The sequence below is a fragment of the Clostridium sp. D46t1_190503_E9 genome (assembly GCF_015555225.1).
Lineage (GTDB): Bacteria > Bacillota > Clostridia > Clostridiales > Clostridiaceae > Clostridium.
The window spans coordinates 104,860-128,179 of record NZ_JADNKB010000012.1 but is presented as its reverse complement, the minus strand read 5'-3'; the positions used below and the strand labels follow the sequence as shown (position 1 = coordinate 128,179).

16 protein-coding genes and 1 riboswitch are annotated in these 23,320 nt (G+C 27.6%); of the genes, 10 read left to right on the top strand and 6 right to left on the bottom strand.

The window, feature by feature from the left end; translation table 11 throughout:
* The first annotated feature begins 560 nt into the window (after positions 1-560).
* Positions 561-4,448 carry a beta-N-acetylglucosaminidase domain-containing protein gene (locus tag I2E83_RS14220; RefSeq protein ID WP_195430612.1) on the top strand — a complete coding sequence of 1,296 codons (3,888 nt, stop codon included), beginning with the start codon at positions 561-563 and terminating at the stop codon, positions 4,446-4,448.
* Between the two features lie 49 nt (positions 4,449-4,497).
* Here I2E83_RS14220 and I2E83_RS14215 read toward each other — a convergent pair whose 3' ends face one another.
* Positions 4,498-5,076: a hypothetical protein gene (locus I2E83_RS14215; protein WP_195263442.1), complete on the bottom strand. Its 579-nt coding sequence runs from the start codon at positions 5,074-5,076 to the stop codon at positions 4,498-4,500.
* A gap of 138 nt (positions 5,077-5,214) precedes the next feature.
* Entirely contained in the window at positions 5,215-5,949 is a 735-nt protein-coding gene (locus I2E83_RS14210; protein ID WP_195430609.1) for a GntR family transcriptional regulator, read from the bottom strand.
* 340 nt (positions 5,950-6,289) lie between these two features.
* Here I2E83_RS14210 and I2E83_RS14205 point away from each other — a divergent pair, with 340 nt between their 5' ends.
* On the top strand, positions 6,290-7,480 hold the full coding sequence (locus I2E83_RS14205) for a phosphopentomutase (protein ID WP_195430606.1): 1,191 nt from the start codon (positions 6,290-6,292) through the stop codon (positions 7,478-7,480).
* A 116-nt stretch (positions 7,481-7,596) separates the two neighbouring features.
* Here the strand turns inward: I2E83_RS14205 and I2E83_RS14200 are convergent, their stop codons facing one another.
* Positions 7,597-8,106, bottom strand: a complete 510-nt coding sequence (locus tag I2E83_RS14200) for a flavin reductase (protein WP_195430603.1) — start codon at positions 8,104-8,106, stop codon at positions 7,597-7,599.
* A gap of 240 nt (positions 8,107-8,346) precedes the next feature.
* Complete coding sequence (gene dusA, locus I2E83_RS14195; protein WP_195430600.1) at positions 8,347-9,396, bottom strand: tRNA dihydrouridine(20/20a) synthase DusA; 1,050 nt, start codon at positions 9,394-9,396, stop codon at positions 8,347-8,349.
* Between the two features lie 509 nt (positions 9,397-9,905).
* Between dusA and I2E83_RS14190 the strand changes: the two genes are divergently transcribed.
* The gene (locus tag I2E83_RS14190; RefSeq protein WP_195430597.1) at positions 9,906-10,730 is read left to right on the top strand and encodes an MBL fold metallo-hydrolase; all 825 of its coding nucleotides are present in this window, start codon (positions 9,906-9,908) and stop codon (positions 10,728-10,730) included.
* Positions 10,731-10,763: 33 nt separating this feature from the next.
* Here the strand turns inward: I2E83_RS14190 and I2E83_RS14185 are convergent, their stop codons facing one another.
* Complete coding sequence (locus tag I2E83_RS14185) at positions 10,764-11,042, bottom strand: hypothetical protein (protein ID WP_195430594.1); 279 nt, start codon at positions 11,040-11,042, stop codon at positions 10,764-10,766.
* An 84-nt stretch (positions 11,043-11,126) separates the two neighbouring features.
* On the bottom strand, positions 11,127-11,987 hold the full coding sequence (locus I2E83_RS14180) for a GNAT family N-acetyltransferase (protein WP_195430591.1): 861 nt from the start codon (positions 11,985-11,987) through the stop codon (positions 11,127-11,129).
* A 343-nt stretch (positions 11,988-12,330) separates the two neighbouring features.
* Between I2E83_RS14180 and I2E83_RS14175 the strand changes: the two genes are divergently transcribed.
* The 7 genes from I2E83_RS14175 to I2E83_RS14145 all read left to right on the top strand — a co-directional run bounded on the left by I2E83_RS14175 (position 12,331) and on the right by I2E83_RS14145 (position 22,986).
* Positions 12,331-13,089, top strand: a complete 759-nt coding sequence (locus tag I2E83_RS14175; RefSeq protein WP_195430588.1) for an SDR family NAD(P)-dependent oxidoreductase — start codon at positions 12,331-12,333, stop codon at positions 13,087-13,089.
* A 339-nt stretch (positions 13,090-13,428) separates the two neighbouring features.
* Complete coding sequence (locus tag I2E83_RS14170; protein WP_195430585.1) at positions 13,429-15,450, top strand: molybdopterin-dependent oxidoreductase; 2,022 nt, start codon at positions 13,429-13,431, stop codon at positions 15,448-15,450.
* A gap of 148 nt (positions 15,451-15,598) precedes the next feature.
* On the top strand, positions 15,599-17,311 hold the full coding sequence (locus I2E83_RS14165; protein WP_195430583.1) for a methyl-accepting chemotaxis protein: 1,713 nt from the start codon (positions 15,599-15,601) through the stop codon (positions 17,309-17,311).
* Between the two features lie 194 nt (positions 17,312-17,505).
* Positions 17,506-18,876, top strand: a complete 1,371-nt coding sequence (locus I2E83_RS14160) for an MATE family efflux transporter (RefSeq protein ID WP_195430580.1) — start codon at positions 17,506-17,508, stop codon at positions 18,874-18,876.
* Positions 18,877-19,054: 178 nt separating this feature from the next.
* Positions 19,055-19,768, top strand: a complete 714-nt coding sequence (locus I2E83_RS14155; RefSeq protein ID WP_195430623.1) for a YoaK family protein — start codon at positions 19,055-19,057, stop codon at positions 19,766-19,768.
* A 49-nt stretch (positions 19,769-19,817) separates the two neighbouring features.
* Positions 19,818-19,919: riboswitch (purine riboswitch) on the top strand.
* Positions 19,920-20,033: 114 nt separating this feature from the next.
* The gene (locus I2E83_RS14150) at positions 20,034-21,383 is read left to right on the top strand and encodes a nucleobase:cation symporter-2 family protein (RefSeq protein WP_195430578.1); all 1,350 of its coding nucleotides are present in this window, start codon (positions 20,034-20,036) and stop codon (positions 21,381-21,383) included.
* A 1,000-nt stretch (positions 21,384-22,383) separates the two neighbouring features.
* On the top strand, positions 22,384-22,986 hold the full coding sequence (locus I2E83_RS14145) for a hypothetical protein (protein ID WP_195263454.1): 603 nt from the start codon (positions 22,384-22,386) through the stop codon (positions 22,984-22,986).
* The last annotated feature ends 334 nt before the right edge of the window (positions 22,987-23,320 follow it).

The following is a 23,320-nucleotide window of genomic DNA, read 5'->3' as shown; positions in this document are numbered from 1 at the left end:
AAGTTTATTCAATTTCAAGTAAGCTTTATTGCCTTAAAAAAGTTAATTTCTTATTTTTATAAAGGGGCTCGCGTTTCGCGAGCCCCTTTTAAACCATTGATTTTACTTACTTAAAGACGTTTTTAAAATTAAATAGAAAATTTTCTCTATTATTCATATATTATATATTCGCAAAATGGGAAGCTTGAATTAGAAGTTCCAGTTTTATTGGCTAATATCAAAAATTATTTTTATACAGCCAATTTATTAAATTCAAGGTATTATCATATAATTATTGGAATTATTATAATAAATCAATAATATTATTTATTTAGAAAATTTGATGTAATTACTAAAAAAAGCAATGAAAGCGTTGACATAGTGGATAAATGTATATATACTGTAAATGAAAGTTAAATTATGTTTATTTTTGGCGTGTAATCTAATTAAATTTAGAGCATTAGCTGTGATAGAAATATTTTATTTATAAAAATTATTTATAAATAAAATAATTTTTAGCGCAGCTATTATTATTTTTAATATTAAAATTAATAATAAAATACAGATGAAAGAGGGATAAAATGTTAAGAGCAAAATTAAATTCTATTTTAGCAAAGGTAGTTGTAGCATCATTTATATTTACAACAACACCAACAACAGTTTTTGCAGATGTTATTAATAATCAAGATAAGAAAGTAGTAAAATTAAAAGTTGAATCACCAAGGGTAAGTCCAACACCACAATTAATAGAATCTTCAGGAGAAGGAACAGTTTTATCTAATAAAGTAAACATAATTGGACAAGACAAAGCAGATGAAGATGCTGTAAGAGAACTAATGGAATTTTTAAAAACTTTAGGTCTTGAAGTAAATACTGATTTTAATGATGAATCCACAACGATAATAATCGGAGAGGATGATGATAATATACAAGAAATGAATAATTTCTTATCTGAAATTAATAAAGAAGGAGCAGAATCTATTTCTGTGAATGAAGGATATGTTCTTGCTGCTAACACAAATGAAAATGGATCTATGACAATAGCTATAGAAGGTACTGATGAAGTTGGTACTTATTATGGAGTTAAAACTTTAAAGGAATTAGTACTTAATGTAAATAATCAAAATGTTATGCCTGAGGTTTATGTAAATGATTACCCTACTCAACATGTAAGAGCCATTGTAGAAGGGTTCTATGGAAATCCTTGGACACATCAAGATAGATTAGATCAATTTAAGTTTTATGGAGACAATAAATTAAATATGTATATATATGCTCCAAAGGATGATCCATATCATAGGGATCAATGGAGAGATCCATATCCACAAGAAGAAATGGCAAGAATGCAGGAGCTTATTAATACAGCTACTGAAAATAAAGTTGATTTTGTATTTGCAATTTCTCCAGGAAAGGATATAGATATAAATTCAGAAGCAGATTATCAGGCACTTGTTGATAAGTGTGAGTCATTATATAACATGGGAGTTAGAAGTTTTGCAATCCTTTGGGATGATATATTCACAGATGATGGAGTTGGACAAGCTGCTATAATGAACAGATTTAACACAGAGTTTGTTAAGGCAAAAGATGGTGTTAAACCATTATTAACAGTTCCAACGCAATACTGGGGAACTTCAATGTTTACTGATGGACAAGTTAAACCTTATACAAAAGGATTTGCTGAAAATCTAGATACTGATATAGAAGTTATGTGGACAGGTGAAAATGTTATGTCCGAAACAGTAACTTTAGATGATGCAGAAAAAGTAAATAATCTTTACAATAGAAAAATGCTTTTATGGTGGAACTATCCTGTTAGCGACTATAGAGTTGATAAGTTAGCTTTAGGACCAATATATAACTTAGGAAATGATTTAGATAGTAAGATTGGTGGATTTGTTATGAATCCAATGGAGTTTGCAGAAGCATCAAAAATAACTCTTCATACAGGAGCTGATTATGCTTGGAATACTGCAGCTTATAGCCATGATAAGGCTTGGGATAATGCAATTTCAGATTTAGTTGGCGAAGAGTTGAAAGAGAGCTTTAAGAAATTTGCTGATCATAGTACAAGACTTGATACTGGTAGAGAAGATGCTCCAGAAATGAGGGCTATAATGGATTCTTTCTGGGATAAGGTTGATAATAAACAAATTCCAGCTACAGAACTTGAGAGTTTAAAAGTAGGATTTGAATCAATAAAATCAGCAGTATCAGAAACTCAATCTAAGTTATATTCTGAGATGCTTGAAGAAGTAGCGCCTCAATTAGAAAAGCTTACTAATTATGCAGATGCAGCATCTACAGCAGCAGATATGGTTATCGCAATGCTAAAAGGTGATAGTAAGTTATGGTGGGAATTAAAGTCAAAGCTTTCATTGCAAATTGAAGTTTTAGATTCATCAAAAGCAATAATATCTGAAAAGGTATTAGATGATTTTATTAAACAAGCTAATACAAAGACAGACAATATGTATTTTGATGGTGTATTAAAGGAAGAAGTAAAAACATATAATTATCAAGCAACTACATCTGATAATCTTTCACCATTAAAGTTTGAGGAATGGTATAATGGTAAATCACCTTATGAACTTTCAAATATGTTTGATGATAAATTAGATACTGCATATAGATCATCAGGAAATATTAAATCTGGAGATGAAATAATAGTAGATCTAGGACAAGAAGAGTATATTAAAAATATTTATATGTTAATGGGAAGAACTTCAGAAGATAATATGATCATGAATGGAAATCTTCAAATATCTAAAGATGGTATTGAGTGGAAAACTATAGTTGAAGGAAATACATTCAGAGAAGTGTTTGAAGATGAAATTAATGAAAATGCTAGATATATTAAATATGTAGCAACGGAGGATCAAGAAAATCAATTATACGTAAGAGAAATTATGGTAAATAAAAACACTCATAGTGGAGTGAACTCTAGCGTAGATGCTAAGCTTTCATATAAAAAGAGTATAGCTGATAAAAATGAAATAAATTCAGTTGTTTTAGAAGAAAAAGTTAAATTAAAAACTGGAGATACAATTGAATTAGAACTTCCGGAATTTAAGTTTATTACTGGAGTTAATGTAAATAGTAATGCAAATGGAAGTATTGAATATACAGTAAATGGAATTGATTGGATTAAGCTAGGAGATAGCGAAACAATAAAGTTAGATAAAGCACAAGTTGTAAAGGCAGTTAGATTTGTATCAAATGAAGATAAAACATTAAAGAATTTTAGTATGGATGTAGTAATTGAAGGAAGAGGAAATCAATCAGTTGAAACAAATAGAAATGGTAGCGGAAATTATAAAGATTTAAATGCTATTATTGATGGAGATTTAGATTCAAGCTTTATTTCATCAGGTGCATTAAATGTTGGAGATTATTTCACTTTAGATTTAGGTGAAGTAACTAATGTAAGAAATATTCAATTTATAGGGGATAGAGCATATGGTGGAGATAGAATCCGTGATGGAAAAGTTGAATATTCACTAGATGGAACTAATTGGACAGAAATATATAATGGTGGAATTTCTGAACAATTTAGAATGCATGACTTAGATTTTAATGCTAAATATTTAAGAGTAACTGCAACAAAGGGAACTGATGCATGGCTTAGAATGTCTGATTTCTCAGTAAATTCACCAGAAGCAGAAGTTATATTTGAATCAACTGCTAAACCATCTGATGATAATCATAGATTACCTAACTTAATGGATAATAATATTCAAACTTCATATATACCATCTAGAGATCTTGGTAGTGAAGATAAGCTAGTTTATAATATATTTGATGGTGCTTTAGTAAATAAAGTTGAAGTATTCCAAAGTGAAAAGACTATATCTAATGCTAAAGTTATTGCTAGAACATCAGATGATAGAAGAATAGAGCTTGGAATATTAGACAAAGGCTATAATATGTTTAATATGGAAAAGCCAGAAGAAGTTATATCAATAACTTTAGAATTCCAAGAAGGATCTGGAAAGCCTGAAATATATGAAATAGTAACTGAAAACTTTAGTTTAGAGGCTATAAAAGAGATTGCAAAAGCTAATTTAGTAACGGCAAAAGAGCTATTGACAAATACTGAAGGTAAATCAAATGAAGTTATTGAAGCCTTAAAGGTAGAAGTAGCTGAAGTTGAAAAATTATTAATAGACGGTGGATCAAGAGAAGAAATATTCTCAGCAAATAAGAAGCTTGAGGCTGCAATAAAAGATTTTACAGATTATACTGAAGAATCTAAGCCAGATGAAAGCCCAGAAGTTAAGCCAGAAGTTAAGCCGGAGGAAAATCCAGGAAATAGTGGTGGAGATACATCAAATGGTACTGAGGAGGATAAAAATAATAAACCAGGTAAGCTTCCTCAAACAGGTGGACCATCAGGATTATCAACAATGCTTTTAGGAATTACATCATTACTTGGTGGAGTAGTAGTTTATAAAAGAAGAAGAAAATAAAAACTTATAAATTAAATAAGAATAGAATCTAATATATGAAAAGCTATTATTACATTGCTTCACTTTGTAATAATAGCTTTTTTACTATTGTATATATCTCTAACCAGTTATCCACTCTTATTATATTTTTATTAATAGGATCTTTATTATAATTAGTGTTAATAAGCAAAACCTTAAAGCCTGCATTTGAAAGATCTATTGCGTTTGAATAATTATCTTCAATAAAAATATTGCAGTTTAATTCTCTAGCTTTATCTACTTTATAATGGCTACCTAAAAGATACAGATTATCATAGTAAATTGAGTTTTTTCTTAGGTATCCATGAGTTAGTAATGCAAGATTTTTCTCGCGTGCAGTTACAAAATAAATATTACTATATAAACTAAGTTCATTTATTACATATCTTACATGCTCTCTTATTTTCTGTTTGGAATGAAGTTCATACTTATACTTTTCATAAAATTCTAAATAACTTTCTTCACTTATATCTAAAACCTTAGAAATAGAGTATTCTGTGACTTCATTTTCTTTAATATTTGTTTTAAAGTATCTGTTACAAGGCTCAAGCCAATAGTATGCATCAGTTATAGTTCCATCTATATCTATGCATATATTAAATTTTTTCATTTTCTCACCTTCTTTATAATTATATTTCTATAATACTATTTAAAAGTTAATAAAGAATTAAAAATAAGTTAAATTATCAAATAAGTTAAAATAAAGTTATATAGTATTTTTAATAGTATAATTTATGACTTAATATTTTTATTTTGAAGTATGAATTTTAATTGATGTATTCAATAATGGTAAATAATGCTTACTAAATGCAATAGGATACTCATTATTTTTATATAGAGATTCTTCAATTAAATAGTATTGTTTCTCAGAGGGAATAGAGTGTTTTTTAGTTGCAAACTTGCCTGATTCTGAAAATTTAATATCTATTGAGCTACTACTACATTTATTATAAATATCATCTTCGATAAATTTTAGAAGACTATTAGTATCCTTTAAATCTATATCGAAATAAGATATAGTTTCAATAGGAATAATTGTATAAGTATATGCTAGAGCATTTCCATTACTCATATACCATCTATCAATATTCACTGCGGCAACAGTCTTTTTACCTAAAACCTCTATAAAATAATCGGATGGAGGTTCTATATGAAAATCCATTTCTACATGATCTATTTTAGCTTCTAATGATTTATATATAATATGTCCTAATTTTTCAAGTCCAATCTTTTTATTTTTTTGATTTCTTACTATAAAATTACCTTTTCCGCGAATGTTTTTTATTAAACCATCATCTTGTAATAATGATAAGGCTTGACGTAAAGTTGTTCTACTTACTCCTAACTCTTTAGCTAAATCAGGTTCTGAAGGAAGTCTATAATTATCTGGAAGGTCTTCTTCCTTTATCATTTTAAATAGTGTGTTGTATACTTCAACATATCTTAAATTTTTAGATTTTTTAATAATATCAGTATTAACCATAATAAAACCTCTCTCTATAAAAATAAACAAGTTTAATACAAGTTTATATTTACCTATTATAATATAATTATAGAATAAATTATCAAATTTTTCTAATAAAATATCAATAAAATACAATAGTGAAAACGTTGACCGATACAAGTGGATTGTAGTATTATAAATATATATAATAGACAAGTTTAAGACAACTTTAATGATGTATTATAATTTTAAATATGCTATAATTTAATTAATTAAGCTTAGGATTAAATAATTAAATTATAAGAAATAACAAATAATAAAAAATATATAATATATTTTTTATAGTCTTAAATAAAGAAGATTGGAAAGGAGTAATAACATGAAGAAATATAAAAGAATTTTTACTATTGTAATAGATTCATTAGGTGTTGGAGAAATGGAGGATGCAAAAGAATACGGAGATGTAAATGTTGATACTCTTGGTCATATTGCAGAATCAGTAGAGTCTTTTAATGTACCTAATCTTGAAAAAATGGGAATTGCAAATTTACGTCCAGTAAAGCATTTAAAAGCGCAAGAAAAACCATTAGGATATCAAATGAAAATGAAAGAAGCTAGTACAGGTAAGGATACTATGACAGGACACTGGGAAATTGCTGGTTTACACATTACTAAGCCATTCCAAACTTTTACTGATACAGGATTTCCTAAAGAACTATTAGATGAATTAATTAAAAGAACAGGTCATAATATAGTAGGAAATAAAAGTGCTAGTGGAACAGAAATATTAGATGAGTTTGGTGAACATCAAATGAAAACTGGAGATATGATTGTATATACTTCAGCGGATTCAGTATTACAAATATGTGGACATGAAGAAACATTTGGATTAGAAGAGTTATACAGATGTTGTGAAATTGCAAGAGAAATTACCTTAAAGGATGAATGGAAAGTTGGTAGAATAATTGCAAGACCATATGTTGGAGAAAGAAAAGGCGAGTTTAAGAGAACAAGCAATAGACATGATTATGCATTAAAGCCATATGGAAGAACAGTATTAAATGAGTTAAAAGACAATAATTATGATGTTATTTCTGTTGGAAAAATAAATGATATATTTGATGGTGAAGGAATAACAGAATCACATAAATCAAAAAGCTCAGTTCATGGAATGGAGCAAACATTAGAAATAATGGATAAAGACTTTGAAGGATTATGTTTTGTAAATCTAGTTGATTTTGATTCACTATGGGGACACAGAAGAAATCCACAAGGATATGCAGAAGAATTAGAAAAATTTGATGTTAATTTAGGAAAAGTTTTAGAAAAGCTTAAAGAAGATGATTTATTAATTATAACTGCAGACCATGGAAATGATCCAACATATACAGGATCAGACCATACAAGAGAGCATGTACCATTCTTAGCTTATTCACCTTCAATGAAAGGTAATGGAGTGCTAGGAACTTGTAATAGTTTTGCATCAATAGGAGCAACAATAGCAGATAATTTTGATGTTAAAATGTCTGAAGGTACTATTGGAGAATCTGTTTTATCAAAACTAAATTAGTTTAAATAAAGTTAATAAGATTTTTTATATAAAAAGTTTTATAATTATTAAACACACTTTATAAAAAACAAACTATTACTATTAAGGTTTTATAGTAATAGTTTGTTTTTATTAAATTATTCTCTTATTAATATCTTTTCTATTTCTGCGATATATAAAGTATGATAATCTTTGTCTGGATAGCATTGTTTTTCAATATCACCATCGATAAAGCATTGAGGTTCAAACTCTTGAGCATATAACTTTTTACAGATAATTGTAAGCTTTGCTTCTTCGAAAGCTGGAGTATTATCAATATAATTAACCGTTAAATTAGTTTTTGAAAGCTTATCCTCATCCCTCCCAGAAACTGTTCCTAAGTAGCTTAAATCCTTTTTGTAACTCTTATCGAAGAATGTAAGTGAAAATGTAGAAGATGCATCTACAAACTCTTTAGTAAATCTTTGAGGTCTTAGAACTATAGAAACTACATTTTTCCCCCACATAATACCAAAGCTTCCCCAAGAAGCAGTCATTGTATTAACTTTATTTTCTTTCTCAGCTGTAACAAGCATCCAGTCATGACCAATTAATTTAAAGGCACTTTCATTTAAATCTTCAGGTTTAACTTCTCTAAAATTACTCATAATATGTTCCCCCGTATTAAATTTATTAAAAATATATTATATACATTATTATACATGTATAGTTGGAAGTTGTATGCACTATAAATTTTAAAATATAATATTATTTATAAACAAGGAGTATATATTAAGTTAAACTTTAATGAAATAAGGTATTTAAAAGAAGAAATTTAAGTTTTTATGTTAAAGGTAAATAAAAGGAGAGTAAGATATAACTTTACTCTCGCTTTATAATAAAATTATTTAATTATCTTCCCATAATACATCTTGAGGCATTACTTCAAGGATAGTATCAAGTATTTCTATAATATTTTCTTTTTTTACATTAGAAGAAGATAATAGCTGCTTATACTTTTTACTTCCTCTTTGTCCTTGGAATAGACTTTGAAGTGGAGCAATCAAAGTATGAATACTGTTACCTTTTTCAAGTTCTTCTATAATATATGGAGTATAAGATTTTATAATTTCTCCTCTTGAAATAGGCTTTGTAGTTTGAGTGTTTTCATAAAGTTTATGGAAGTTAGCTAAAAGATAACAATCTTCATATGAAGCTCTTCCTATCATTACGCCATCTACTTTAGTAAGAGCCTCCTTAATTGAATCTAATGTTTTAAAGCCGCCGTTAATTTCTATATTTAAATGACTAAATTCTTTTTTTAATCTATAAACCATATCATAATCAAGTGGGGGAATTTCCCTATTATCCTTTGGACTTAACCCCTTTAATATTGCAGAGCGTGCATGAATTGTATATCTATCAGGTTTAGCTTTAGATACAACATCTAAGAATTCTAATAAATCTTCATATCCATTCATTATAATTTTATTATTTTTATCTTCTATAACACCAGTTCCGTCTATTCCTATTCTATGTTTTATGGTAACAGGCTTAGTAGTTGCTTCTTTCATAGCAGATAAAATTTCATAAACTAATTCTTTAGAAGACATTAGTGCTGCCCCCATTAAGTTACCAGAAACTCTATCAGATGGACATCCACAATTTAAATTAACTTCCGTATAATTATAATCATTGGTTAATTTAACAGCCTTATAAGCATCTTCAGGATTAGAAGCCGCAATTTGCAGTGCAACAGGGCCTTCTTCTTCTCTAAAGTAGAGTATTTTATCTCTATCACCGTTGATTATTGCTTGAGCTGTAACCATTTCTGTGTAAAGTAGAGCATCTTTAGTTAAAAGTCTTGAAAAATATCTAAAATGCCTATGGGATTTGTCTACCATTGGGGCAATACTAATTTTTGGAGTTTCAATATTTGAAATATATTTTTCCATCATTTGTTTCCTTTCATAGTTATTTATAAATTGAGAATTAGCCTTAATGATATGTATTAACTTTCCGATTTTCATATAATATCGAATACAATTCTAAATTTAAGATATCTAAGATGACTAAATTTTTATAACTCGCTGCACTCAAACAATAAAAATTCTTAACGCCATCTTAGCTATCTTAAATAAGAATTGTAGTTTCTCATTATAATAAAATCTCCAATTTAATACATATCATTAATGAGTCTAATATTTAATTTAACTGTGTAAAGTGGCAGAATATAATTTGGCGAAGATAAATAGACTGTGGAATAAGCCTAGTACTTCTTTGCATAGCTATTTAGCTTATGGAACATATCTAGTTATCGTAGCCTTTATATTCGCAATTAATAAAAAATATTCGCAAGTTATTTTTTATTATTATAGCATATGGGGGTAGCAAAATAGTAATGTAATTAAAGTAAAATATGATAGAATAGTAATTGGAATTAATATGGGAATGGTTGGTGATGGTCATGGTAATAACTACTTTAGTTGAAAATACTTCAATATCGAAAGAGTTTAAATGTAAACATGGGTTATCTTTATATATTAAAACGGATAAGCATAATATATTGTTTGATTTGGGCTCTAATGGATTGTTTATTGAAAATGCTATAAAACTTAACATCGATATATCAGATGTTGACATTGTTATTATATCTCATGGACATAAGGACCACGGAGGAGCTTTAAAACTATTTTTACAACATAATAGTAAAGCAAAAATATATATTCATAAAGATGCATTTAATAAGTATTATACCTCAGTTTTAGGAGCACTTAAATTTTATGTAGGATTAGATGATAGACTTCAATTTAATGAAAGAATTGTATTTACTGAAAATATATTTGAAGTTGATGAGAGTCTATGTCTTTTTTCAAATGTTCCAAAGAAATATGAAACAGCGAGTTCAAATAACTCATTATTTATTAAAATTGATGGCAAGTATTATAAAGATGACTTTACTCATGAGCAAAATCTATTGATAAAGGAAAATGATAAATATATATTAATTGCTGGATGTGCCCATAAGGGAATAGTTAATATAGTAGAAAAAGCAGAAGAAATAATGGCATCTAATATATCAACTGTTATTAGTGGATTTCATTTATTTAATCCAGTAAATAAAAAAAGTGAAAGCTTAGAATTTATTAGTAATATAGTTAAATGTTTAAATAATAAGGATACTGTTTTTTATACTTGCCATTGTACAGGAAATAAGGCATTTAATATATTAAAAGAAAATCTTAGAGATAAAATAATGCATTTATCTACAGGACAAGTTATAGAAATTTAATAAAAAAAAATCGTACCCTAAGTAGGTACGATTTTATTTTTTATGTGAATCAAATAATAGCATAGTTACAAATATAGCTAGTAATATTCCTCTAGCAATATTGAAGCCTATTCCCCCTAAAGCTAAAAAATCTATTATTACATAACCAACTATGTAAATAGCACAACAGATGATTGTCCAAATTATTTTGCCTTTAGTTGTTTTTGCAGCTTTAAATTGAAGCTTTCCACTATTTATTAAATATTTTGATAAGTAATTTAAAATTACACTAGATATAATAAATGATAATACAAGAGTTAATATATTAGCCAAATCTTTAGCTCCTTTCAAATTTATAGTAATATTATAACATTTATTATGAAAATTAAGTGTAATTTTATTTTAAACTTATAATAATTAGTTTTTCAATTCTAATAACATTTCATATTGGCCAACAAAATTTTGAAATCCAATGGATGAAAGCATTTTAATCATAGGTGTATAACTAGAATCTACATTAATAACAGATATCATATCTGATTTTGTATTTCTAATTAAATCCGTTATAATACTTTTTCCAACACCTTTATTTCTATATTTATTATGAACTGCAAGCTGTGGAATATCTCCGGTATTTTTATCAATAATTCCATAAGCAATAATTTTATTATTATCTTTCACTAATGAGAAGATGAAGCTATCTATAGTAGATCGTACAGAATCAATAGAATTTTGCCATGAAGGTGTGATATCCCAAAAATTCATTATTTCATTCCACTCTTTTTCACTTAATATAGATTTATTTTCAATATTATATATATTTGTAGGGAGGGAGGAGAAGTTATCTAATTTAAAACATTCAAATTCTCTTATAACTTTAAAACCTTGTTTTTTATACAATTCAAAAGCAGCAGTATTGTTTTTTAATACTTCAAGCAAATAACATTCTATATCATTTTTAATTAGTTCTTTTTTTAGATTATTAAACATTGTTCTGGTAATTCCTTGTTTTCTATATTCTTTAATAACACCTGTTCCTGTGTCATATACAGTTTTTTTATTATTCCAGACTCTGAGTCCGTTATAAATGAATCCAATTAACTTATCCTCTTTAAATGTGCCAATTGAAATTTTAGAATCATAACCTCTTCTTAAAAGCATGTTTTCAAATTTAGAAAGGGAAAGATCAAGATCTACTTGATAATCTGAAAAAGCCAATATAAATGCTTTATGCAAAATATCAATAGACGTATTTTCTAGAGTATTGTAGCTGCACATTTTAAAACCTCCTTAATATAATTACCATATTTTTGCTCTTTATATGAGTTTATCATAAAAAGTAAATTGTGGTATATAAAATAAATATTTATATTTGTAATTGACAAAAAAGTAACAATGAAATACACTTAAAGTAATATATGGATAAAAAATACATTTTTCTAGGACTAGTCCTTTATCAATTACATACTAAAAATTATTATAAAATATAAGTTAGTTCATATATATACCAAAAAATAAAATAATATAAAAAATATAGTTTGAAAATTAACAAATTATATCATGTTATAAAGTAAATTATTAAATTTAAAATAAAAATAATTATATTTGGGAGGTATTATATATGAAACTTAGTGGTAAGGTTGCTGTGGTTACAGGTGCTAGTTCAGGTATGGGAAGATCTATTGCTCTTTTGTATGCAAAAGAGGGAGCTTTTGTTGTAGCAGTTGCAAGAAGAAAAGAAAAGTTAGATGAATTAATTGAGGCTTCTAAGGACTATGAAGGAAAAATTATTACTATGCAAGGTGATGTTTCTAAAAAAGAAGATAATGAAAAAATGATTGATCTTGCTATAGAAAGATTTGGGAAAATTGATATTTTAGTTAATAATGCAGGGGTTATGGATGAAATGATGCCAGTTGCTGAAGTTCCAGATGAATTATGGGAAAAAGTAATGAGTGTTAATTTAAACGGTCCATTTTATGCTTGTAGAAAAGCTGTTAATTCAATGTTGAAGCAAGGTTCTGGAATTATAATAAACGTAGGATCTATAGGCGGATTAAATGGTTGTAGAGCAGGTGTTTCTTATACAGCTTCTAAATATGCATTATTAGGTTTAACTAAAAACATTGGATTTATGTATGCAGATAAAGGGATAAGATGTAATATTATATGTCCTGGTGGAGTAGAATCAGAAATTGGAGTAGGTATAAGTCATCCAAGTGAATTTGGATTCTCAAGAGTAAGACTTGGAATGGGGAATGTGCCAAGGTCAGGTTCACCAGATGAAATAGCTACAATTGCTCTATTCCTTGCTACTGATGATTCAAGTTTTGTAAATGGAACTGAAATTGTTGCAGATGCAGGTTGGACAGCATTTTAATAAACTATAGTAAAATTATAGTATACAGATGTCGAATATATAATATATAAACTAATTCCATATCCTTTTTTTATAATGAATTATAATTTAAGAGGAATTAAGTATGAGAAAATTTCCAACACATATAGTTATAGTAGATGGAATTATTGAAAATGATAATAAGGCTATATCAAATTTATTTTGATATAGCCTCTTAATATTTCCACAAAATTATCATATAAGTAGTAAAAATATTTAGCTAGTAAGTAATTATAAAATTTGATATTCTATAAGGAGAAAACGATATAACATAAAATACTATAAAATAAGTAAAATATATAAATTAAATGAGGGTGTGTTATGGAAAAATTAAGTCATGGATGTACATTAGATTGTTTTGATTGTTGTAAGTTTAATATTTATGTTGATAAAAATGAAATAATAAAAATTCAAGGAGATAAAGATCATCCGTATACTAAGGGATTTATATGTAAGAAGGGGTTAGCGCACTTAGATAGATTAAATCACAAGGATAGAATATATTCGCCAATGATAAAAATCAATAATGAATGGAAAGAAATATCCTTTGATGAAGCTTTAAATATTATGGCTGAAAAACTTGAGTATTACAAAAGTGAATTTTCATCAAAGTCTATACTATATTATGAGCAATATGGAAATGGTGCATTACTTAAAAGCATGGGCGATTTATTTTTTAACTTCTATGGCGGAGTTAGTAAATCTAAAGGTGGGCCTTGCTGGAGTGCTGGAATTAAAGCACAAACATTTAATTTTGGAGATGTAAAAAGTCATTCATTAGATGATATGATAAATAGTAAGACTATATTTGTATGGGGAAAGAATCCTGCCTTTACAACTATACATACAATGCAAAGTATAAAAAAAGCCAAGAATAATGGAAGTAAGATAGTAGTAATTGATCCAATATACACAAAAACTGCAGAAGTGTCAGATAAATATGTAAGAGTTAAACCAGGTGGAGATGGAGCTCTTGCACTGGCTATGGGCAAAATAATAATTGATAAAAATTTGTATGATAGAGATTATATAGAAAAGTATGTTAATGGCTTTGAAGAATATAAAAGTTATGTAGAAGGCTTAAGTCTTGAAAACCTAATAGAAATTTGTGGTGTAAGCAAAGACGATATAGAAGAATTAGTAATGCTATATACAAATAAATATTCTACTATTTTGCTTGGATATGGTATGCAAAAATATAAAAATGGAGGAAATACCATAAGCCTAGTAAATATTTTAGGAGCTATCACTGGACAAATAGGATTTACTGGTGGTGGTGTTAATTATGCCAATAAAGTTTATCCAAGTGTAATTGATTCAGATCCTTATAATAGCGAAAAATATTGTGAAAATAGATTTTTTTATGTGAGTCATATGGCGGATTTTATAAATGATTCATTAAGTGGAAAAGACTTTTATGATGATTATAAAGTTTATTTAAAAGATATTAGATTAAATGAGGATACTAAAAAATATAATATACCAATAAAAATGGCTGTAGTTACAAAAAGTAATTTAATAAATCAATTAGCCAACTTAAATAATCTAAAGAATGCCTTTTCAAAAATAGAATTTAAAGTATGTTTTGATATGTTTATGACTGATACAGCTAAGGAATGTGATTTGTTTATTCCAACTACAAGTACATTAGAAAGTGAAGATTTAATATATAGTTCTATGACAAGTCCATATATAATTTATAATGAAAAGGCTGTTGAACCTAAAAATGAATTAATGGATGAATATGAATTTTTTAAAGAACTTGCAAAAAGAGTTAAATTAGATAATTATCCATATGTTGATAAGCAGGAATATTTGTCAAAAGTTATAGAACCATTAAAGGAATTCAAAGAAGAAGTAAGTATAGAGTATTTGAAAAATAATTATTTTACAATTCATAAACCTGTAGCTTGGGAGGATAAAAAATTTAAAACACCTTCAGGGAAATTTGAAATATTTTTTAATAAAGATTTATATTTAAAAAATAAATTAGAAAATAGAAATAATAATAAATTAAGTTTTAAATTACTTACTAACCATAGTAGAGATACTTTATCAAGCCAACATATGATGGATGAAGAGGGAATATCTATTGCTTATATAAATGAAGATATGGCAAATAAGATATCTTTTAATGAAGATAAAATAGTTACTTTAAAGAATAATAATGGAGAAATAAGAGTAAAGTTAAAAATTGATAACATAGTATCCGATTACGTGATTTTAATGTATGTTGGATGGTGGACAAAACATGGAAATCCTAATTATCTAACAGATTCAGGAATATCTGATATAGGTGGACAAGTAACTTACAATGAAACTGAAGTTGAGATAGTGATGTAAAATATGCGGTTATTTAAAACTTACCATATTTATCATAATGAGGTTATAAAAGATAAATTTGACATTTGTTTATTAAATGTTTAATAATAAATATGAACAAATATTTAACAGTAATATAAACAAAAGATTAGCATACAGGGGGAGACATATGAAATTTTATAATAACTTAAAATTATCTACACGATTGACAATTTATTTCTTAAGCACTATTTTTTCAATGGGGGTAATTGGAATAATAGGAATATATAATATGCATAGTATTGATAAATCGGTGGATTATTTAAATAACAATACTATAAAATCAATTGACTCAATTAGTAAAATAGATAAAAATCAATTGATTATTTATAAAGATATACAATTACTAGTAAATTCAAGTGATAAAGGTAATTCAGATGAATTAATAAAAGAAATTACTAATGCTTCAGAAGAAAGTGAAAAGCAAATTGCAATATATGAAACGACAGTTGATGATGAGGATGAAAGAAATATTTTTAATGAGTTTAAAAATAATTTAAAGTTATATAACGAAGATGTTAAGAAGTACATAAATTTAATGGATAATGGAAATAAAAAAGAAGCAGAAATACAACATTTAGCTATTATTCAAGCAAGAAATAATATGGAAAATGAGCTAAATAAATTAATAGAGTTAAATGAACAATGGGCTAATGAGATAAAGGTTGAAGGTAAGGAAACTTTTAGTAATTCATTAAAGTTAATTATTTATATTATATTAGCATTATTTATATTTACAAGTCTATTTGCATTTGTTATGAAAAGTTCAATAAAAAAATCTTTAAGTAAGATAAAAGGATTATCTAATAGATTATGTAATTATGATTTGTCTTATCCTATTATTATAGAATCAAATGATGAGTTTGGAGAAATAGGACGCGATTTAAATAAAGCACAAGAAAATATTAGTGATTTAATAAAAAATATTATGAATAGTTCTCAGGATATGAGTGCTTCAAGTGAAGAGTTATCAGCTACAGTAGAAGAAATGACTGCAAAACTTGAAAGTATAAATGCATTAACAAGGGAAGTTAGTTCAGGAGTACAAGAAAATAGTGCAACAGCTGAGGAAATATCAGCAGCAGTACAAGAAGTGGATTCAAGTGTTAATATACTATCAAGTAAAGCAATGGAAGGCAGTAATAATGCAGTTGAAATAAGAAATAGAGCAACAAGAGTTGAAAAGGCTAGCAAAGTAGCTACTGAAAACACAAAAGAAGTATATAGTGAAATGGAAAAAGAAGTTTTAAAAGATATAGAAAAAGGAAAAGTTGTTGCAGATATTAAAGTAATGGCAGAAACTATTGCAGGGATAGCAGAACAAACAAATCTTTTAGCACTTAATGCTGCTATAGAGGCAGCAAGAGCAGGAGACCAAGGAAAAGGATTTGCCATAGTGGCTGAAGAAGTAAGAAAATTAGCTGAACAATCTTCAAAAGCAGTAGGTAATGTAAAGTTTACTATAGAAAAAGTACAAGAAGCATTTAAAAGTTTATCAGAAAATAGTAATAAGTTATTAAAGTTTATTGATGATAATATTGTTCCGCAATTTGAAACCTTTGTAGAGATTGGAGAGCAATATCAAGGTGATGGTATATTTGTAAGTAATATGTCAGAGGAACTAGCTGCAATGACGGAAGAAGTGTTAGCAACAATGAATCAAGTTAGTGAGTCTGTTCAAGGCATGGCAGATATGGCTCAAATATCGTCAGGAAACTTAGATGGAATAAATGAAAGTGTTTATGAATCAGCTAAAGCTATGGAACAGGTAGCTAATACAGCTCAAGCTCAAGCAGAGTTTGCACAGGATTTAAATGAAATGATTCAAAAATTTAAGGTTTAAAAATAGATTACTATACTTTAAATTATGTTATAATTAATAAGATATAGAATATAAAACTATTAAAGTAAAGTATAAAATTAGTATTTATATATGATTACTTTATTCTATGAATAGAAGGATTATTGATTATTAAAAAGTGTATCGAAAGGTACGCTTTTTATAATATATGAAATATAGTTGGAAGGAGATGAACCATGGTTATATCATATTTTAAAGACTTATTTGATGATAAAAAATTTCTAAAGAAAACTGTAGCAATTGGAATTCCTATAGCAATACAGTCACTTCTTAATACAACCCTAAATTTAGTTGATACCATGATGATAGGAACTTTAGGACAAAGTGCAATTGCAGCAGTTGGATTAGCTAATAAGGTGTTTTTTGTTTTTACTTTACTATTATTTGGTGTTGTTAGTGGATCTTCAATATTAACTGCACAATATTGGGGGAAGAGGGATGTGAAGAACATAAGAAGAGTTCTTGGCATATCTCTTATTATAGGGCTTTCTGGAGCTATTATTTTTATGCTAGCAGGACTTTTAATACCAAAGTTTGTTATGAGAATTTTTACTCCAAGTGAAAATACAATAGCTGTTGGAGCATCTTATTTAATCATAGTAGCCTTAAGTTATCCTTTAACCGCAATAACAAATTGTTATATTTCACTTTTAAGAGCAACAAATAAGGTTAAGGCTCCGGTTTTTATAAGTATAGTAGCTATTGGAGTTAATGTAGTACTAAACTATACATTCATATTTGGTAATTTTGGAGCACCAAGATTAGGGGTTCAAGGTGCTGCAATAGCAACTGTTATTGCTAGATTAGTTGAATGCTTATCTATTTTAGCTATTGTGTACATAAGTAGAGGACCAGCAGCAGCTAAAATAAAAGAGCTTATTGACTTTAATAAGGAATTTATTAAAAAGTATTTTATTACAGTATCACCTGTTATAGCTAATGAATTTATGTGGGGACTAGGAGTTACTATGTATTCGTTAGTTTATGGAAGAATGGGAGATGAAGCTGTTGCATCAATTACAATAACTCAAAATGTTGAGCAAATATGTATTGTTTTATTCCAAGGACTAAGTTCTGCTACTGCTGTTATTTTAGGAAATGAATTAGGTGCAAATAAGCTAAAAGATGCAGAAAAACATGCCAAGAGTTTCTTTGTATTACAATTGTTATTAACAGTAGCTATGGGATTAGTATGTATTATTATAAGAACTCCATTAATTAAACTATTCTCGGTTCCAGATAATATAGCATTAGATATAACTAGGTGTTTGACTGTATTTGTATGCTATTTACCATTTAGAATGTTTAACTTAGTTAATATTGTAGGTGTTCTTAGAAGTGGTGGAGATACAAAGGCTTCTCTACTTTTAGATATCACAGGTGTGTGGTGTGTTGGAATACCGATGGCTTTCTTTGGAGGAATTGTTTTAGGATTACCTATTTATTATGTTTATGCAATGATAACACTCGAAGAGGTTTATAAGTTTATATTAGGTTTTAGAAGATATAGACAAAAGAAGTGGCTTAAAAATATAGTTGGAGCTTAGATATTAAAAGTAGTATTTAGTTGAAAATATACTTTAATAGTAATAGTAGAAGTATCAAGGGATTCACATTGTTTATTGTTCTTTGTGTTATATAAGCCTTTAATAGTAATAATAGAAGTATCAAGGGGGCTTTTAGTTGAATTTAAAAGAAGTTCATACGTCTAAACTTTTTAGAAATATAAGAGAAAAGGTGCCTAGTCATGAAATAACATCTGAATCTTTAAGGTTAGGAATACTTCTTGCAATAGTAGGAGGATTTTTAGATGCTTATACATTCATATGTAGAGGCGGTGTTTTTGCTAATGCTGAAACAGGAAATATTGTACTAGTTGCACTTGGAATTACAAATAGAGATTATAAAAGTGTTTTTATGGCTGCACTCCCTATTTTAGCATTTGTAGTAGGTGTGATAGTCACAGAAATAATAAGAGAAAAATCAATAAAGAATTACAAAGGATCATCAAGGTCTGAAAAGTTCATTTTAATTATTGAAGCAGTTGTGCTTTTTATAATTGGATTTATACCAAATACTGTGCAACACATATTTGTAACTACCACTATATCATTTGTTTCATCAGTGCAAATTTCATCTTTTAGAAGGTTAGTTGATTCCCCATATAGCACAACTATGTGCACAGGGAATTTAAGAACAGCTTCACAAGCTGCATATTTAGCAATAACTAAAAATGATAGAGTGGCATGCGCAAGATCAATAAGATATATAATAGTAATTCTTTCATTTTTAGTTGGCGCATCTTTAGGTGGAATATTAACTGTAAATTTTGGGGTTAAATCAATTTGGACATGCTCCATTATACTAATTATTTCAAAAGTTTTATTTAGTATAGATGAACATAGATTAATTGAAAAGATGCATAATTTTGGAAAATGATTTCAAAATAATTAATTATTGAAATTATACTAATGTTTGTGTATAATACGAATATAAATTAAGAAATTCTCGTATATCATCGGTAATATGGACCGAAAGTTTCTACCTGCTAACCGTAAATAGGCAGACTACGAGGTATTGAATTTGAAAAAGAAATTATTATAAATTGATTTGTATTATAAATTTATGATTTTATTTCTATTTTTTAAGACGACACCTCGATTACGAGGTGTTTTTTATTATTAAAAAAATGGAGGATAAAATCATGGATAAAGTAAAAGTAAGTGATGGGATTAAGCTAACATATGGGGTTGATGATAATCCATCAATATCAGAAAAAATACTATTTGGAATTCAGCATATATTTGCTGCATTTGGTGGAATAATAGTTGTTCCATTAGTTATATCTAGTGCATTAGGGTTTGATGCTAAAACAGGAACAGCATTAATAAGTGCATCAATACTTGCAGCTGGTATTGCAACAATAATACAAGCTAAGGGCATAGGACCAGTAGGTTCAAAAGTAGCTTGTATAATGGGAACGGACTTTACTTTTGTATCACCATCTATTACAGTTGGATCAGTTTTAGGATTACCAGGAATAATTGGAGCTACAATTCTGGGGGCAGTTTTTGAAGTAGTGCTTAGCTATTTTATAAGGCCATTAATGAAGTTATTTCCACCACTAGTTACAGGAACAGTTGTATGTTTAATTGGGTTAACATTATTACCTGTATCAATAGATTGGGCTGCAGGGGGAAGTGGAGCTGCAGATTATGGTAGTATAAAAAATATATCAATTTCAATGCTTGTACTTATTGGAACATTATTACTAAATCGTTATGGAAAGGGAATGCTTAGTAGCGCATCAATACTTATAGGAATGATTGTTGGATATGTTGTGTGCATTCCACTCGGATTAGTAGATTTTACAGCAGTTAAAGAAGCAAGCTGGATTTCATTACCTAAGATATTTGAATATGGAGTTACCTTTGATTTAAAAGCACTTATAGCATTTATTCCAGCATATTTCGTTACTGCAATTGAAACTGTAGGATGTTTAAAGGCAGTAGGAGAAGTTTCAGAAGTAGATATGACTGACAAGCGTATAGGAGCTGGCGTATTATCAGATGGTATTGGAAGTATGATAGGTGGAGCTGTTGGTACATTACCGAATACTACATTTAGTCAAAACGTTGGGTTAATACCTTTAACAAAAGTAGCTAGCCGTTATGTAGCAGTTATGGCAGGTATTATATTAGTTATATTAGGATTTTTACCTAAACTTGCAGCAATAGTTAATAGCATTCCACAACCTGTTTTAGGAGGAGTTGGAATAGTTATGTTTGGAACTGTTGCAGCAGCAGGAATAAAAACATTAAGTAAAGTACAAATAAATGAGCGTAATCTTTTAATAATAGCTACATCTATTGGATTAGGGCTTGGAGTAACATTTAGACCAGAGTTTATTGCACAACTACCAGAAGGATTAAAAATGATTTTTGCATCAGGAATATCAACAGGTACAATTACAGCATTAGTGTTAAATATAGTTTTAAAAGAAGATAAAGAAGAAATAGAAGCTTCAGATGAAACTGATGTAGAAGCAGCATAATATATGAATGCTATATTTTGTAAAGCAAAATAGTGAAGGAGTGGGAAGTGAAAGAGTTTAGGAAAAAAAACTTAATGGATTTTTTATAAAGGGTGCATTGCACTTGATTTTTTAGTTTTGAAGAGCAAAACAACCTTAATTTTTTCACTCTTTCACTTTTCACCAATAAATTGCTTCGCAATTTACAACTGTTGTTCCTCCAAGAGATGATTAATTGTTAAAATGAACTTTTTAAATATACTTTATTAAATATACAAGCACATAGTAGTATTACTGAAAATACAAATAAATAATTAGATATTTTACCTAAGCTATTTAGTATTTATTGACCATATTATCTCAAATAATTAATTATCTTTAATCGTAGATCCCTTGAAAACTAAAAGCAACTTTCAATTCTTCATTTTCTTTTGTAATATCAAGAACAATATATCGTCTATCTTTACCTTGGAGTTTATCATAAACTACTAGTGATCTTTTTACATCTCTATATTCATATTCTAATATTAAGTCTCAAGCTTCCTTAACTTTTAAAGTATATAATGACGCCTTTGTATTAGTATTTCCCTTTAGTTTTTTTACAATATAGTCAGTACTTTCCTCACCATTATTGGTAAGTTTTAAGTTAAATAATGTTTCACCGGTATGATTTTTAACAATTGTTATTTGCATAGATTCTTAATAATATGCAGCCATTTTTCTATCACCAAATCATATTGATTTTTTTCGAAAGATTTAAATATAAATTTTTCAGAAGAAATAAGTTTACTTATTTTTACAAGGATTTCTATTATTTTAGTCCATTTTTTACATGTAGTCTATTAATACTTATAATAATTATTATTTAATAACAAAGAAATAAAAAATACAAAAAAGATAAAACAATATATTAACATATTCACATTTTGAATAACATATTATTAGATATAATTTAATTTTTAATTTATAGAACAATTTAAATTTTATTAAGATTATGGACTGATTTTTTGGAGGTGAACATATGAATAAGAATATACTATTAAAAAGTATAGTTGTTTTATCAATTGCTTATTTATTTTTAGTTACTATTAATAAATCTTATGCAACATTTAGAAGTACTGATTATACAGTAAATAAATTTACTACGGCTGATTTAAAAGGAGAAATAGAAGAGGAGTTCCCTGATGATATTAAGAATTGGGATGATCCACTAACTAAAGAGGTTAGGTTTTCAAATACCGGAACTATAGGCATGATGCTTAGAGTAAACTATCTTGAAAATTGGAGTAATGTTGATAATCTTGGAAACACAATTTATTTAAGCAATATTATAAATGGTGAAGAAGTAGCAATAAAAAATTGGACGCCATTTTGGACGAATGAATGGACATTAGGAAATGATGGTTGGTATTATTACAATTTTATTTTAGAACCTGGTAAAGATACTCAAACTATATTAGATTCAGTAGGTTTTAATAAAAAATTTGAAACTGAATATAAAGAAGCAAAATATAATCTTACATTTAATATGGAATATGTAAACGCAGATTATAATGCTGTTAAAGAAGTTTTTGGAATGAATGCAAATATTCTGGAAGATGGAAGAATTGAATGGACAAATTAGAAATAAATTATACAATAACATTCAATATTGATAATGCAATGCTTTAGTAACACATAGGATTATTAATATTATAATAATTTTTTTCAACTATTATAATAGAAACTTTTCTTGAAAATTTAAAGGTTATATTTAAAAAAGTTACAATGATTAACATAATGATTATTTTAACAAATAACTATTTAGCAGGAATATATTATAAACAAAAAGAAAATTGTAGCATTTTTAGTAGATTCTATATTAACAATTGGATAAATTGGGGAAACACTATCTTGTTTTACATATTCAAGTGCAGCAAAGAAATGAATTTTCAACTAGAAGAACAGATGAACTAGTG

What these genes read in the sequence shown, in the direction of transcription:
- I2E83_RS14210 (WP_195430609.1), bottom strand. Translation starts at nt 5,949, where the DNA reads ATGGTTAATACTGATATTATTAAAAAATCTAAAAATTTAAGATATGTT.
- I2E83_RS14165 (WP_195430583.1), top strand. Translation starts at nt 15,599, where the DNA reads ATGAAATTTTATAATAACTTAAAATTATCTACACGATTGACAATTTAT.
- I2E83_RS14200 (WP_195430603.1), bottom strand. Translation starts at nt 8,106, where the DNA reads ATGAGTAATTTTAGAGAAGTTAAACCTGAAGATTTAAATGAAAGTGCC.
- I2E83_RS14180 (WP_195430591.1), bottom strand. Translation starts at nt 11,987, where the DNA reads ATGTGCAGCTACAATACTCTAGAAAATACGTCTATTGATATTTTGCAT.
- I2E83_RS14145 (WP_195263454.1), top strand. Translation starts at nt 22,384, where the DNA reads ATGAATAAGAATATACTATTAAAAAGTATAGTTGTTTTATCAATTGCT.
- I2E83_RS14220 (WP_195430612.1), top strand. Translation starts at nt 561, where the DNA reads ATGTTAAGAGCAAAATTAAATTCTATTTTAGCAAAGGTAGTTGTAGCA.
- I2E83_RS14205 (WP_195430606.1), top strand. Translation starts at nt 6,290, where the DNA reads ATGAAGAAATATAAAAGAATTTTTACTATTGTAATAGATTCATTAGGT.
- I2E83_RS14175 (WP_195430588.1), top strand. Translation starts at nt 12,331, where the DNA reads ATGAAACTTAGTGGTAAGGTTGCTGTGGTTACAGGTGCTAGTTCAGGT.
- I2E83_RS14215 (WP_195263442.1), bottom strand. Translation starts at nt 5,076, where the DNA reads ATGAAAAAATTTAATATATGCATAGATATAGATGGAACTATAACTGAT.
- I2E83_RS14170 (WP_195430585.1), top strand. Translation starts at nt 13,429, where the DNA reads ATGGAAAAATTAAGTCATGGATGTACATTAGATTGTTTTGATTGTTGT.
- I2E83_RS14160 (WP_195430580.1), top strand. Translation starts at nt 17,506, where the DNA reads ATGGTTATATCATATTTTAAAGACTTATTTGATGATAAAAAATTTCTA.
- dusA (WP_195430600.1), bottom strand. Translation starts at nt 9,396, where the DNA reads ATGATGGAAAAATATATTTCAAATATTGAAACTCCAAAAATTAGTATT.
- I2E83_RS14190 (WP_195430597.1), top strand. Translation starts at nt 9,906, where the DNA reads ATGGTAATAACTACTTTAGTTGAAAATACTTCAATATCGAAAGAGTTT.
- I2E83_RS14150 (WP_195430578.1), top strand. Translation starts at nt 20,034, where the DNA reads ATGGATAAAGTAAAAGTAAGTGATGGGATTAAGCTAACATATGGGGTT.